Source organism: Alteromonas lipotrueae (assembly GCF_019249255.1).
Lineage (GTDB): Bacteria > Pseudomonadota > Gammaproteobacteria > Enterobacterales > Alteromonadaceae > Alteromonas > Alteromonas lipotrueae.
Genome location: NZ_JAESDJ010000001.1, coordinates 606,524 through 619,992, shown reverse-complemented (window position 1 = coordinate 619,992; position 13,469 = coordinate 606,524). Strand labels below are relative to the sequence as shown.

Below are 13,469 nucleotides of genomic sequence, written 5' to 3'. Positions count from 1 at the left end.
CATCGTATTTTTGTTATATGGCTTATTTTTGTTCTTTTAATTCTAGATTAAGCTTTCGTACTTCTTCGTTAGTTTGTGACACCAACGCTTCAAGGGTTTTACCATGCGCTGCAGGTTGGCGGGAATCTGGGTCAACTTTTACGAAGACGATGTCATCGGCAAAACAAATGGTTTTCTTGGTGGCTTTGTTACGCACTAAACAGCTTACGGTAATCGACGTTCTACCAACCGCTTTAGTCTCAAGACCAAATTCAACAATGTCACCTTGCATTGCAGGAGATTCAAAACTAATTTCTCCAATATGTTTGGTCACCAAACAATTAGTTTCTAATTGGCAAATTGCCCAAATGGCAGCCTCTTCATCAATCCACTCAAGCGCGCGGCCGCCAAATAAAGAGTTGGCATAATTTAGATCGTTTGGCATCACTAGACGCCGAGAAAGAAAGCGCATTCGAATTCCTTTAGATAAGTGGTTACTATAAGCAGAGAAAGTCTTAATTATACCGAAAAAACACACCTATGGCGCCACCGGAATTAACTCAATGGTTGTTTAACCCTATTTATTTGCAATCACGACAAAAAGTGTATCGCCGTCTGCTTTTGCTTTCTGGCGATTATGAGTGGGTTAATCAGCGTTTAACGTCTCTTTTAAGCGATATTCCCGCCTCACTTATCGTTAAAGAAATAGGCGCAGAGAACTCCCCCCTACGTAAGCATTTGTTAGGTAATGAGTGTGATATCGGGGTAGTACATTCACATCAAGGGTTTAGCCCGGGAAACCTGATGGCCATTGCAGGTACCATTCGTTGGGGTGGCTGTCTTATTTTGTGCTGTCCTGCGTTAGCCTCTTGGCATTTACACGCCAGTCTTACTCATCTATCTCACGGGTTTAAAGCATCCCAAAGCCTTTATATAAATAGGCTTGTAGCAATAATAAAAAACAATGCAGACGTAGCTATATGGGATAGTAACAACTGCCATATCCCTGATTTGGTGGCAAGTGATACCTTTGATTCGTTAAACCCGCTAGACCCGATAGCCCAATTGACCTCTATCAATCCGATAGATAAAGAAGACTTAAAAACAACACCGCTGCAGTTCGATGAGACTCCCCGTAGGTCACAGTTTAACTCATTGGAACAACAGGTTGCATTTAACAGCTTGACAAACAGGTGGTCGCAAAAGGTCCGTAAAGCAGTCATCACTGCGCCTAGGGGCAGAGGTAAGTCGGCGCTTCTAGGGATATTTGTTGCAGCAAGGCTGGATAAGGGCGATAAAGTGCTCATCACGAGCGCTATTCGTGAAAACACGAACACCCTTTTTGAACATATTCGCAAAGGTTCTACTTCCCAAAACTTACGAGTAGAAGACGAAGTATTGAAACCTACCAACAACGATGCTGATGGCACTAATGGTCAAGACGCTCAAACAATTACTGCTGAAACATGTGTTACTAATAAATTCGTTGTTGAGGAGAACGGAAGCGTACAGTGGCTTGCACCCGATAATCCCGTGCTGATCAATAACGAATGTAACTTACTTATTATTGATGAGGCTGCATCCTTTCCGTTACCTGTTCTTAAGTTGCTACTTGGCGCTCATGATAACTGGGTGATCAGTACAACCTTACAGGGATATGAAGGAAGTGGACAAGGTTTTATACAACGTATGATGCCTGCTTTTACGTCTGTAGGCGCTTTACACCTTTCATTAAGCACGCCGCTGCGCTGGACAGAGAACGATAAACTAGAGAGTCTGATTCATAACATTTGCTTATTTGAAGGATCTAAAACATTTGATACTACCCTCAAAATTACGTCAGAAACATTTAGTACAAATTATAGAATAGGTGTGATGTCTGCATTATCGGAACAGGAATTACACAGTGTTATGCAGCTGTTAGCCATTGCACACTATCAAACCACACCTGATGACTTTATGCGGATTTGTGACAGCCCAGATATCATATTGTTCACCCACTGGGACGCCACAAGATTATTAGCAGCTGCAATAATAAATTGTGAGGGTGGCGAGCACTTAATTGATGTTAAGGAGGGAATTGCAGATGGTTCCCGACGACCCAAAGGACATTTAGGTGCGCAAAGGCTTACACTACTCACGGCAAATCCGGAGACTGCAGCTTATCACTATTGGCGAATAAACCGCATAGCAGTAACTCCTCATCTTCAAGGCCAAGGTATAGGTACAGGCCTTGTAGGCTTTATTGAGTCGCAAGCTCTTTCGCGAGACATCGATGCCCTAACAAGCTCCTATGGCACTTCTGACAAGCTTAATCACTTTTGGCAGCGATGCGGGTTCAAACTTGTGGATATGGGTGAAAAACCCAACAAAGCAAGTGGAGAGACTAGTGCATTGGTGGTAAAAGTCATATCTGAACGCTATGGGCCGCAACAAGAAGTGCTGTCTTGTTTGTTTACCCATAGCCAAAAAAACGAAAATGTTCTTTTAAGTGACTTACCGGCTATCGTCAGAAAGACGCTAATGAAAAAGCTACAGCACTTTGCGAATGCTACAAGGCCATTAAACCAAGTTAGTTTAGCGATAAACGCGCTGGCCGCTGAACTATCTTTATCTACTAAATATATTAGCATTGTTGAAAAGTCTAAGAATGAAACTGAAGAAGTTACACCTCAACTTCTTTCATTACTTAGCACATCCCCACTTCCCACTAATCAGCTTATTCAGCTGTTAAACGTAAGCGGTCACAAGGCTTTAACCGAGTCGCTAAGAAAAAAAGTACGCTATATGTTGTCGTGTGTAAAAACGTGAAGCATTAATTAGTTTAAGTAAATTAAGCAAAAAAAAGGCCTCCAAACGGAGGCCTTTCTATTTATCGATATAACTACTAAATGTTAATACCGCGGTTCTTAGCCTTCTCTTTAATGTAAGGCTCCCAAGCCGCCGCATTACGACGTAGTGAGCGATCTTTTTTCGCTTCTTGAATGTGCTTATAAGCTTCTCTGAAGTCGCCTGCGTAGAAGTTCGCTTCCATTAGGGTGAAGTGAACTTTGCCAGGATTTTCAACGCCGCGCTCTAATGCATTGTTTAATGCTTTAATCGCGCCTTTGTAATCTTCAGCAACTAACAACAAAGTACCTTGCTTTCTGTAATGCTCAGGATCTGAACTTTTCGCGGCAGCCTTAGCGTAAAGCGAAGCTGCTTTGTCATAGTTTTTAGCCTGGTGATATGCGTTAGCAATACTCGCTAGCATATCGGCATCTTCTTCAAGTAGACCAGATTTAACGTGCTTTTCCAAAATTTGAGCAGCTTTAAAAGGCATGCCGTTGGTTTGGAACAACTGAGATAACGTTTTAATCTCGTTTACTTTCTTAAGGTAACCTTGAATGTAAGCCATTTCGAATGTAGATAGACCTTTCTCGAAGTCTTCTACTGAAAGGTAGAAGAAACCAAGCTGAGTCCACCAACGCGGCTCCTCAGGGAAGTTGCGAACAAGTTCTTCTGCAACTGCCACTGTTTGAGGAAACATCTTACGTTCGTAATATGACGTTAGCTTTAACACATAAGGGTTTTTATTTGGCTTATCATACAAAGCAATTGCTCTGTCAGCTGGCTCAATCATCTTATCCAATTGGCCTGCTTCATAATAAGCTTGCGCTAAACGGGTATAAACGTCTGCATCTTCTTTACACGTAAAGTCCATCCACGCGTTATACCATTTAATCGCATCAGTATATTTGTTCTCTTGCATATTCAAATCACCTAACAACTTAAGTGTTTGAGAATGCTCAAGATCATTCAATACTTTAGGTTCTACAGACTGGTTCAAATAACCAAGTGCTTTAGAGCCTTTACCTTCTTGTGCAGCTAATAAGTTACCAATAAAGCGATTTACATACGCCGCATCAAAGTCTTCAGAAGGGTCAATTTCATATAGAATGTTTAACGCTTCATCAACTTGATCTTCGTTGTAAAATTCAAATGCTTTTTGAACTTTTTTACCTGTACGCTCGCCTACTAAAGTTGTTTTTGGCTTTTCGTAACCAGGACACATAACAGGAGAAGACTGTGCTAGCGCCGCTGGTGCAGTAAACACTGCTCCGGCACCAAGCACTAAAGCAAATGCAGACATTTTGAATTTATTTTTCATCATGATCATTGCTCCAGTTTAAAGTCTAGCTGTACGAACATGCCAGTCTGCTTAACAGCTTTGCCATCAACAATCTTAGGCTTGTATTTCCACTTACGTAAAGCACGTCGTGCCTCACGGTCGAATACACGCTTAGGTTCAGCTTCAATTACTTCGATGTCGTCTACACCACCAATTTCATTGATAGTGAAAGACAATCTTACCCAACCTTCACGGCCATCACGGGCTGCATCAGGTGGATATTTCGGATCGATACGAACGATTGGAGTAGCATCGCCATCACGTTGCATCGCGCCAACACCACCAATGTTTACACCAACACCACCAGTATCAATAGCTGGGATTGCTAGGCTAAAGCCATCTGCATCCGGTTCAGCTGCTTCTGGCTCAACAAGCTCCATTTTAGGAGGCTGTTGAGGCGGTGGTGGAGGTGGAGGCGGAACACGTTGACGCGTTTGCGTCTGATCGTCTGGTTCCTGCATCACAATATCGATTACCGGTGCTTCAGGTACTTCGTCCGCCGGTCTGGCTGAGTTTTCAATCAACTTAGCCATAAGTACGAACAGGGCAAATGCAACACCAGCACCTAAGAATATAGATACAATTATACGTAACATCTTAACCCCTTGCCGCTACCGAAACACGATTAACGCCTGCAGCTTTAACCTGGTCCATAATTTCTACTACCAAACCATGCTTGGCTTTAACATCAGCCTGAATGATTACATAGTCAGTTGGCTGCTCGGTAAGCAGTCGTTCAATATTCGCTCTAACGCTGTCCGGCGCTACTTCACGTTTATCTAACCAAACGCTTCCATCTTCTGTTACTGCTATGAAAATGTTTGCGTTCTTGTGAAGAACCGCCTGGCTCGCGTCGGGCTTATTAACTTCAATCCCTGCTTCTTTAACGAAAACAGTGGTAACGATAAAGAAGATCAGCATGATAAACACGATATCCAACATGGGTGTCATGTCAATCTGTGCGTCTTCTTCCTCGATTCTGACTTTTCGAGCCATAATATCTCTCTCTAATGATGTGGCAGGCTATCAACTAACCCTTCGCGTGCCAGCTTCACTTTCGCTTCAAGACGAGAACTGATGAACAGTCCAGAAAGCGCGGCTACCATTCCCGCCATAGTCGGGACTGTTGCCATGGAGATACCAGCTGCCATTAAACGTGCATTGCTGGTGCCTTGTGTCGCCATCGTCTCGAAAACACCGATCATACCGGTTACTGTTCCCAGTAGCCCGATTAACGGACACATTGCAATAATGGTGCGAATAATCAGCATTCTAGCGTTCAGATCATCTGACGCCTGAGAAATCCACGCGTCACGGATTCTATGCGCATACCAAGATGTGGTATCTGCTCGGGCATCCCAATTTTTGATGATGTTTTTCTTCACCGTTGGGAAGACCGAGGTTAAATACCAATAACGCTCAATCATTAAAACCCACATGAGAAAGAGCGCGGCAGCAACGAAATAAAGTACGTCACCACCGGTAGCGATAAAATCCCTGACCGATTCTATTAATCCAATCAGGTAATTCATATTACGCTTTCTCCGACTCTGAGTGAGCAGCTACGATACCCGCAGTTTGCTCATCAAGAATGTGGATGATTGATTTGCTACGTGAAGCTACGATGCTGTGAGTAAGAATCAGTGGCAATGCCGCGATAATACCTTGAGCCGTAGTTACAAGCGCCATAGAGATACTGCCAGCCATCATACGAGGGTCGCCTGTACCGAACAATGTGATTGTTTGGAACGTTGCGATCATACCTAGTACCGTACCAAGTAGACCTAGTAACGGAGCGATTGCAGCAAAGATCTTGATTACGTTAATGCCGCTTTCGATACGTGGAAGTTCACGTAAGATAGCTTCATCAAGTTTAAGCTCTAAGTTTTCAGCATCAGCAGCTTTGTTCTCTTGATAAACTTTCAAGATGCGACCTAGTGGGTTGCCATCTGAAGGGTTACCTGGGTTTTTAAGCTGTGAACGCATTTTACCAGCAACTACTGTAAGCGTAATTAGCTTGTAAAGACCGATAAGTAGACCAATCGCTAGCATTACGGTGATTGTGTAACCAACTACACCACCTGCATGATAACGCTCAGACATTGTTGCTTTTTGCTTCAACAGACCAAGGATTGCACCTTGAGATGGGTCAGTATAAAAAGGAACCATACCTGAAGTAGCAGCGATTAAATCGTCAGCTGAAGATACGAAACGACCATCTGGTTGACGACCTAGAGGCTGAACGATTTCGTTTTCAGCATCATAAGTTAGGTAGCCATCTTCGCCTACAAGGTTGAAAGTACCGATACGAACAACTTCTTGCTGTGAAGAACCGCCGTCAAGGTTAACAACTTCAGTAGTGAAACGAACTGTTTCGCCACCTTCAGTCATTTCTTTTTGTAGAGCAAACCATAGGTCTTCTAGTTCTTGAATGTTTGGAAGACCTTTAGAGTCTTCTGACATTTGCGCTAGGAATTCACCACGGCCTGAGAACTGAGCACTTACGATTGATGTAGCAACACGGCCGTAAGCTTCAGAAGAGGCTTGACGAACCACACCGAACATCTCACCAAGCGTACCAGTTGCTTGGTCTAGCTCAGCAGCTTTTTCGTTAAGCGTTACTTCGTTATCAGAGAATTGTTGTTGAAGACGGTCACCACGACCTTGTTCAGCTTTCAATTCAGATTCTGCTTTGCGAAGAAGCGCTTGCTTGTCTGCACGAGCAGATTGGAATTCTGCTTCACGCTGTTTGTTGATACGTGTTTCAGAAACACGGTTATCCTGAACTTGGTCTAGAAGTTCTTTAAGGCTCTTTGCTTCCTGAGCCTGAGCTCCGGTTGCTACAACCGCAAGAGTGGCAGCGGTTAAAAGAGATTTGAATACTGGTTTCATTAACAATTACTCCGCTGCACTAATTGGTAGTTTGATCAGATCCGCAGGAATGACGTTATTAGCCATTTTAACTGCGTCAACAACTGATGACAGATACTCGTCGCCAAGTTGCTCCCATGCGCGGCTCTCATTATTCCAAGCCCAAGCATGTTCTTGGTCAAGTGATAATGCGACTAGTGCAGTACGACCTAGGTTAAAGAAGTCAACAGTCACTTCGGTGCCGTTGCTATCAATCGTACCTTGGTAAGAATTAATCTTAGTGCCATACTCAACTTCAACCAGGTAAGCTTCGATTACTTGGCGGAACTGCTCTGAAACAGTAACGTTAGAGTTAGACATAACATCACGTAGACGCTGAACGCGCTCTAGACGCTCGTCTAAGTGAATAGGACGGTCAAGTTTGATGAATTTCTCAAGACTATCGATCATGCGGAACATAAGAGGAACGATGCCCTGCTTAGTTTGCTCGATGCTGTCAATCTGACGTTGCAAAGAGTCAATTCCACGTTGCTGATCCGCTACAAGACTCGCAATGTAGTCGTTGTATATTTTGAGGTTTTCTGTCTCATCTACTGTTTGACGGTATTCAACCAGTAGTTCCTGAGACTGTTCAAACAACGTGTTGATTTTTTCCTGAGATTTCGCTGCAGCCGCGTGGATTTTCGCTTCTTCTTTATGAAGGTCTTCAAGCGTATCTGCAGAGACTGCGCTACCTGTTAGTGCGAAGGCACCGATAACAGTAGAAGCAATAAGAGTTCTCTTGCTCATTTTGGACATAGTTCCCAACCAAATTTCTTATTTGAATCCTCGCCGATAAAGGAAAACAGTTCGGGCAAGGGGCGTATAAAACTTTCACAATTATGTTTTAGGAATGTAGCACGGACCTTAGCTTCCAGCACTACGAACGTATTATACTCACACGGATTACAGCACTGAGTCAAGTAACACCCTGTTTACACCAAGTAGATTTTTCATCATCTGTTTAATATACGTTCGAATTCCCCTGCAGAATTCATTCCAACGTACAAATAACTGGCAAATTCGAGTTTATTTTTTTGTTAATGTGTAAAAATAAACCGTGTTTTTACTTGGCGTTATACCAAAATCTGGGGGTAAAACGCCGCAATTTCATGCAGGGTCCAATATAAGCTTCAACTTCGTCACGTTAGATTCAAAGTAATCACTTTTTGTTAACTTCTCATGGCCATGATTTGGTGGTCATACCATCAAACGGAAGCGTATGCAGCATCCCGTCAAATGAAAGGTTCCATTTTGGTGCAGCAATTCACTAAATATTAACGCTATGCCACATTTATAATGTCGGCATTCATTTTCCTCATTGGATTTTTGTCTCTTGTAGGTGTTAGGTATAATTGCTAAACGCTATAGGATAAACTTAACAAAAAAATGAATTATCGGGATTAATCCATGACGTATGAAGCTACACATTCCGTATCAATTGACAATAAACCACTTTGGGTTTTCGACGGCTTATGCTCTTCGCAAGAAGCGCAAGGGATATTTAACGGTCTTGAAGTCAGTGCTTTTAAACGCAATGAAATTGCAAGACCAGACACAAAAGAGTTTCGTCATTGGGCAGTGAATCTATCTGGCGAACAAATACAAAGCTTACCTGTTTATAATCGGGCAATTAGTGCAGTTCAAGCGCTTACTGGTAAAACCTATAAGGCATATAGAGGCTACGTAAATCACGCCTCGTTTGGTGATATGCTTTTTACTCATACTGATTGTATGCCTGGTGCCGACGAACTAACTGTGTTGGTCTATATTTCGCCAACGTGGGATATAGAATGGGGCGGTGAAACAATGTTTTTCAACGAACATGATGATTGCTTATTTGCTTGTACCCCGAAACCTGGTCGAGTCAGTATTTTCCATGGCGCCATTAAACACGTAGGCAGGCCGCCTAACCGTATTTGCTATACTCCTAGATATACATTAGCGTTTAAGCTTGAATTGACGAGCTAATCATCGTTGTTCTTCATCCACTGTGAAAATAAGCATCTGAACGTTAAAGGCACTTACCAAAAGTGGTATAGGCATTACTTTGATTAATTAAACATCCCAAGTTAATGGCTTGGGATGATATCAAATGCGACCGTAAGTCTAGCGGTACTGCTCGTAAATGCATTGGTTCCATGCCACATGTAAGAAGGGAACAAGATAAGATTACCCGACCGTGGCTTTACTGCGAAGTCGCCTTCGAAATTTTGGTTTGCTATATCAGCTCTACCGAAAGTTAGCCACCCTTCCCCATGCTTGTCTACAGCATCGGGAACATCTACATAATACACGCCGCTTAGCCAGCCTTCAGGATGATAGTGCGAACGGTGATAACCCTCGGAACGTAACTTTACTGACCACGAGCCCTTATATATTAAGTCTTTACTTAAACGAGATAAAAAAGGATGTTTCCTATCATTACTTTGTAACGCTATGAATTCCCCTGCTCTTTCTAGAATGAGTCTTGAAAGTGTATTTATTACCTCATTGTTACCTTCAAAGAGATTTTCATACGTCTGGGTACCATTTCTCAACGATTGACCAATAGGATGACGTTCATTTTGGTGCAAAGCCTCAAGCACATCACGCAATGCATTATTTAAGCTCTGTCTACTCTCTTTATTCGGGAGAACTGGCACCACGGCCAGTAATTGTTGGTAATTACACAACCAATGGTACTTACTTTCTTCGTTTTGCAGGTAATAGCACGTAGAAAGCATTGTCCACCACCCCTGATTAAGCGGCTCTTGTTTCACTAATTTAGCAAATTTGGTGTAGGCCTCTTTTGCCCGCCCTAAACTTAGTAAGGTATATCCAGCCTCGCTCTCAAGCCCTATGCTGTTTTTGACTTTTAGCTTTTCGCCTTTTTCAACATAATTTAGGGATGCGTGATAGTCACCTAACTCTCGATGCACTCGCGCTTTATATATATAAAATTCAAGATTAGAACCTAGTAACGGTTCTAATCTGTTAAGTACATCTAGCGCTTTTTTAAATTGGTCAGCGCGAACTAAAAGCTTTATGTAAGCTAGAACAAATGACGTAGCGGTACCTTCATGATTGATATGGGGCTCGATATACTCAAAAGGGGAGTTGACACCTTCTTCCCATAAAAAAGAAGCGAGTTCTTCTTGTGCGGTCCAGTCAAGTGGGTTTAACGAAACAGCTTTGATAAAGGCTTGCTTTGCTTCATCTCGGCGATTTAATAACACTAAGGTTGCGGCTAAATTTCGTCGCAAGGTGCTGTTCGTCGGCTGTAGCTTTATGGCGGTTTCGAAGCACTGTACTGATGCTTGAAAGTCATTGGCACGTCGTAACACATTACCCAAGTTGTTCAATGCAACGATGTTTGTGGGGTCTTTTTCTAATACAGACATTAAGCACGATTGCGCTTTTTCTACCGCGCCTAAATTAACATATACATCAGCAAGATGAATGTTTGCTTGGATATAAGTCGGTTTTTTGCGAATAACGTCTACAAAAATGGCTTGAGCCTCATTAAACAAACCAACTTCTTTATATGCTCGGGCAAGGTTATATTTAACTTCAATATCAATAGGATTTGCGGACAAGGCTTTTTTTAACGATTGCACCGCAAGCGTTGCCTTACCTAATTCCAGTTGTGTTGTACCCAAGCTGTTAAGAAGTTGAGGGCTCCCTTTGAATGTTTTTAGCCCTTTTATAATTACTGATTCCGCTCGTGCCCCATCTCGCGCCTTCCTGAGAGCACTTGAATATACCTGAACAGCTACAGGATCAAGTTTTAAAATGCTAAGGTTAGCTTCTATAAATTGAATGACATAGTCGTACCTTCCTTGTTGAAAAGCATTGACTACTTCCCGTAACACTCCCATTTTATCAATAGCCATAACTACCTTAAGCCACGATCTAAATTCATTAGCTTGCCCGCCCCTTCATTCCATTTTGATAAAATGGACATAAACTGGGTTATCGCTTCTCTCTCATCCATAGACAACGCTGGATTCCAAACATCAAGTATTAATACTGCACGCTCTTGGTCAGACAAATTGGATGCCGAATGTATAAAGCTATCGTCAAAAACTAGGTGTTTATTGGCATTACTCCAATTAAAAGTTTCTTCCCCGACAGTTAAGCTCGCATCCTCAGTTACTTGCAAAGGAATATGGACAGTCAGCTTACAATTTGAAATACCGTAATGCGGGGGTATGTAGGCGTCGGGTTTAAGTACCGAGAGAAAAACCTCTGGGGCATGTGGAGGGCAGAAAGCTAAGGGTGCATTTTCAAGTTCACTACGTAACGCTAAAGATAAACTTTCAAACGCTGAACAGTTCTTTCCTTCTTTTAGTAAATGGGTAGATAACCATTCATCGCGTAGCTTATCCCACGTCTCCGTCGTTGGTACATTATCAAACTCGCCTACATATTTAACGTTTGCTCGTTTCCCAACGTTCAGAAGCTCATTTTTGTGGCTTTGAATATTATCTATCCAAGCAATTAACCCATCAATTTCATTTGCATTATAAAAGGGCTTGCTTGGTAAATCTGGAATGTAAAAGAAACTTGGTTTTTGAAGTTCATTTTGGAAAGGATGAAATTCGACACCAAAAAAAAGCGCAAGCGACTTCTTTAACCTTAGTGATACCGACTCCATGAATTGAAGTCGTGTGTAACCGTCCCGACGTGCTAAGTTAGCTGCATTCTTTATGTGAGAAAAACGTGACCTTGTCATTTCTCCTGACTTAGAATCAAGATAATCTGAATTTTGACTATTTAACGTAACATATAAGGAAAGCGCTTGGTCAAAATCTCCTTTCGATAACATTTTCTCAATGTCATTGAGCGTCGATATATATAAAGGTGTCATTGAAAACCCGAGGTAAATGGAGCTGAGTTAAATTTCAGCTCCGTTTATATTTTTTCTAATTATCCGAACCCGATGTTTCTGTACCACGTTGCATACGTATCCATCCATCGCGAGCTGCCTCTTTCATGCGTTCTCTCTCTTCTACTGTATAGCACACACGACGCATCATATTAGAACCGATTCGCTTTTCCATTTTACAAACTTGATCATCACGTTCTTGATTGCTAGCTATCTCTTCAGTTTTATTACTTGCTAACTCTTGAGTTGTATTGCTTGTAGAGCCACAGCCAACCAACGTGACAGAAATAGCAAGACTGACTAAAATCGTTTTAAACATTTATAAATCCTTATTTAAAGTTTCGTGGTCAAAAGTTTATTGGGTAGAAGTTTATTGGATAAAAGTTCCGTGAGTTAAAATACCATACTGCGTCTGGTTAATTCTTATCCATTTTGTAAGCGTCCATTTCTCACCGTCAGCCACTGGCGCGCCAAGGTGTAAACTCGCTCTTAATATCTCGTTATTATCATCAATATTTTTAAATGAAACAACGGTTCCCTGTTCAGGTTTTATTTTAACGTTTATTTTAGGGAACTGGGTTTCACCATCGCTACTCATTGAGTTTAAATAAGCAAGAACAGTATTTGCCCGCTGCCCACCTTCCTCGATAAACTCAGCTTGCTCACGCTGTTTAGGAGAAAATGCATCATAATGGGCTTTGTATTCTTGCCCTTCTTTGTAGCGTAGTAAATTTAAAGGCTCCCCATGGGATGTGTCAGTGCCTGAGATATCTGCCATTCTCGTATCTATATCTCTAACAATCCAATCTGCCATTTCAGATAGAATAACGCCAACCTCGCTGGTACGAATAGAATCAACCATAGGGCTTCCATCCGCAGGGCTAGCAACCATAGAACGGGTTAAAAGTGGCATGAAGCGTTGCTTTAGATAACGACACTCAAATGCTGATAATGCATTTTTAACACGCACTAATGATATATCTTCATTTAAAACTTCAAGTTCAAGTGAGCGCAACTTTGCTTCTCGAGCTCGAATAGCAAATTCAATACTACTTTCATCCAGAGTTTGGAGAGAAGTAGTTAGCACCAGCTTATCGTCGTTAACGAGTTGCCGATATATATTCGGCGTTAACTTCGCCATAACACTAACAACCTGAAGATAGGTTTTTTCATCTTCAGAGCACCAACATGATAGCACTAACAAAGATTCTGCATGGCCATTTTGCGCTAAAGCTATCAGTTCACTTATAATGCTTCGGCTAAAGCTACCTTCAATATAAAATCTAGTAATCAGCGACTTGTGATAACGAACTGTCGGGTGTTTAGTATCCGGTATAGACTGAAGATAAAGAAGTGCTAATTTCGGATCACTACTCACCTTATAATATGCAAAATCCAAAGCTGCATACATATTACCTAATTTACCGGCTTCACCAAGTAATGCCATAGACTTGTCAATGGCGCCTTGCTGTTGATGATACTGAGCCTGCTCAAGTAACTGCTGTACTGAACTCACAATTTACCCTTATAAAAAAGGCC

Annotated in this window: 13 protein-coding genes; 2 read left to right on the top strand and 11 right to left on the bottom strand. The window is 42.0% G+C overall.

Features of this window, described 5'->3' with window-relative positions:
• Positions 1-22: 22 nt before the first annotated feature.
• A complete protein-coding gene (locus KYS23_RS02640; protein ID WP_159529510.1) occupies positions 23-451 on the bottom strand; it encodes an acyl-CoA thioesterase in 429 nt (142 codons plus the stop codon).
• Between the two features lie 68 nt (positions 452-519).
• Here KYS23_RS02640 and KYS23_RS02635 point away from each other — a divergent pair, with 68 nt between their 5' ends.
• A complete protein-coding gene (locus KYS23_RS02635) occupies positions 520-2,790 on the top strand; it encodes a GNAT family N-acetyltransferase (RefSeq protein ID WP_218418000.1) in 2,271 nt (756 codons plus the stop codon).
• A gap of 76 nt (positions 2,791-2,866) precedes the next feature.
• On the opposite strand, the gene KYS23_RS02630 is transcribed toward KYS23_RS02635, so the two are convergent.
• The 6 genes from KYS23_RS02630 to KYS23_RS02605 are packed head-to-tail and all read right to left on the bottom strand — an operon-like array spanning position 2,867 to position 7,810.
• Complete coding sequence (locus tag KYS23_RS02630; RefSeq protein WP_126871939.1) at positions 2,867-4,132, bottom strand: tetratricopeptide repeat protein; 1,266 nt, start codon at positions 4,130-4,132, stop codon at positions 2,867-2,869.
• 2 nt (positions 4,133-4,134) lie between these two features.
• A complete protein-coding gene (locus KYS23_RS02625) occupies positions 4,135-4,746 on the bottom strand; it encodes an energy transducer TonB (RefSeq protein ID WP_013785031.1) in 612 nt (203 codons plus the stop codon).
• Position 4,747: 1 nt separating this feature from the next.
• Complete coding sequence (locus KYS23_RS02620) at positions 4,748-5,146, bottom strand: ExbD/TolR family protein (protein ID WP_013785032.1); 399 nt, start codon at positions 5,144-5,146, stop codon at positions 4,748-4,750.
• 11 nt (positions 5,147-5,157) lie between these two features.
• A complete protein-coding gene (locus KYS23_RS02615) occupies positions 5,158-5,682 on the bottom strand; it encodes a MotA/TolQ/ExbB proton channel family protein (RefSeq protein WP_057793197.1) in 525 nt (174 codons plus the stop codon).
• Between the two features lies 1 nt (position 5,683).
• Complete coding sequence (locus KYS23_RS02610) at positions 5,684-7,042, bottom strand: MotA/TolQ/ExbB proton channel family protein (RefSeq protein ID WP_159529506.1); 1,359 nt, start codon at positions 7,040-7,042, stop codon at positions 5,684-5,686.
• 6 nt (positions 7,043-7,048) lie between these two features.
• The gene (locus KYS23_RS02605; protein ID WP_218417999.1) at positions 7,049-7,810 is read right to left on the bottom strand and encodes a DUF3450 domain-containing protein; all 762 of its coding nucleotides are present in this window, start codon (positions 7,808-7,810) and stop codon (positions 7,049-7,051) included.
• A gap of 660 nt (positions 7,811-8,470) precedes the next feature.
• Here KYS23_RS02605 and KYS23_RS02600 point away from each other — a divergent pair.
• Positions 8,471-9,031, top strand: a complete 561-nt coding sequence (locus KYS23_RS02600; protein ID WP_159529502.1) for a 2OG-Fe(II) oxygenase — start codon at positions 8,471-8,473, stop codon at positions 9,029-9,031.
• A 101-nt stretch (positions 9,032-9,132) separates the two neighbouring features.
• Here KYS23_RS02600 and KYS23_RS02595 read toward each other — a convergent pair whose 3' ends face one another.
• Genes KYS23_RS02595 through KYS23_RS20900 form a run of 4 tightly spaced genes read right to left on the bottom strand, consistent with a single transcriptional unit; the run spans position 9,133 to position 13,446 of the window.
• Positions 9,133-10,935: a tetratricopeptide repeat protein gene (locus KYS23_RS02595; protein WP_218417998.1), complete on the bottom strand. Its 1,803-nt coding sequence runs from the start codon at positions 10,933-10,935 to the stop codon at positions 9,133-9,135.
• A 2-nt stretch (positions 10,936-10,937) separates the two neighbouring features.
• Positions 10,938-11,912, bottom strand: a complete 975-nt coding sequence (locus KYS23_RS02590) for an aspartyl/asparaginyl beta-hydroxylase domain-containing protein (RefSeq protein WP_218417997.1) — start codon at positions 11,910-11,912, stop codon at positions 10,938-10,940.
• 55 nt (positions 11,913-11,967) lie between these two features.
• Positions 11,968-12,249 carry a hypothetical protein gene (locus KYS23_RS02585; protein WP_218417996.1) on the bottom strand — a complete coding sequence of 94 codons (282 nt, stop codon included), beginning with the start codon at positions 12,247-12,249 and terminating at the stop codon, positions 11,968-11,970.
• 51 nt (positions 12,250-12,300) lie between these two features.
• Positions 12,301-13,446 (bottom strand): 2OG-Fe(II) oxygenase, encoded by a 1,146-nt coding sequence (locus KYS23_RS20900; RefSeq protein ID WP_218417995.1) that lies wholly within the window; start codon positions 13,444-13,446, stop codon positions 12,301-12,303.
• Positions 13,447-13,469: the final 23 nt, after the last annotated feature.

Excerpts from the sequence above, each read along its gene's own strand:
- KYS23_RS02640 (WP_159529510.1), bottom strand. The coding sequence starts at position 451 with ATGCGCTTTCTTTCTCGGCGTCTAGTGATGCCAAACGATCTAAATTAT.
- KYS23_RS02630 (WP_126871939.1), bottom strand. The coding sequence starts at position 4,132 with ATGATGAAAAATAAATTCAAAATGTCTGCATTTGCTTTAGTGCTTGGT.
- KYS23_RS02610 (WP_159529506.1), bottom strand. The coding sequence starts at position 7,042 with ATGAAACCAGTATTCAAATCTCTTTTAACCGCTGCCACTCTTGCGGTT.
- KYS23_RS02615 (WP_057793197.1), bottom strand. The coding sequence starts at position 5,682 with ATGAATTACCTGATTGGATTAATAGAATCGGTCAGGGATTTTATCGCT.
- KYS23_RS02585 (WP_218417996.1), bottom strand. The coding sequence starts at position 12,249 with ATGTTTAAAACGATTTTAGTCAGTCTTGCTATTTCTGTCACGTTGGTT.
- KYS23_RS02605 (WP_218417999.1), bottom strand. The coding sequence starts at position 7,810 with ATGAGCAAGAGAACTCTTATTGCTTCTACTGTTATCGGTGCCTTCGCA.
- KYS23_RS02590 (WP_218417997.1), bottom strand. The coding sequence starts at position 11,912 with ATGACACCTTTATATATATCGACGCTCAATGACATTGAGAAAATGTTA.
- KYS23_RS02620 (WP_013785032.1), bottom strand. The coding sequence starts at position 5,146 with ATGGCTCGAAAAGTCAGAATCGAGGAAGAAGACGCACAGATTGACATG.
- KYS23_RS02625 (WP_013785031.1), bottom strand. The coding sequence starts at position 4,746 with ATGTTACGTATAATTGTATCTATATTCTTAGGTGCTGGTGTTGCATTT.
- KYS23_RS02635 (WP_218418000.1), top strand. The coding sequence starts at position 520 with ATGGCGCCACCGGAATTAACTCAATGGTTGTTTAACCCTATTTATTTG.
- KYS23_RS02595 (WP_218417998.1), bottom strand. The coding sequence starts at position 10,935 with ATGGCTATTGATAAAATGGGAGTGTTACGGGAAGTAGTCAATGCTTTT.
- KYS23_RS02600 (WP_159529502.1), top strand. The coding sequence starts at position 8,471 with ATGACGTATGAAGCTACACATTCCGTATCAATTGACAATAAACCACTT.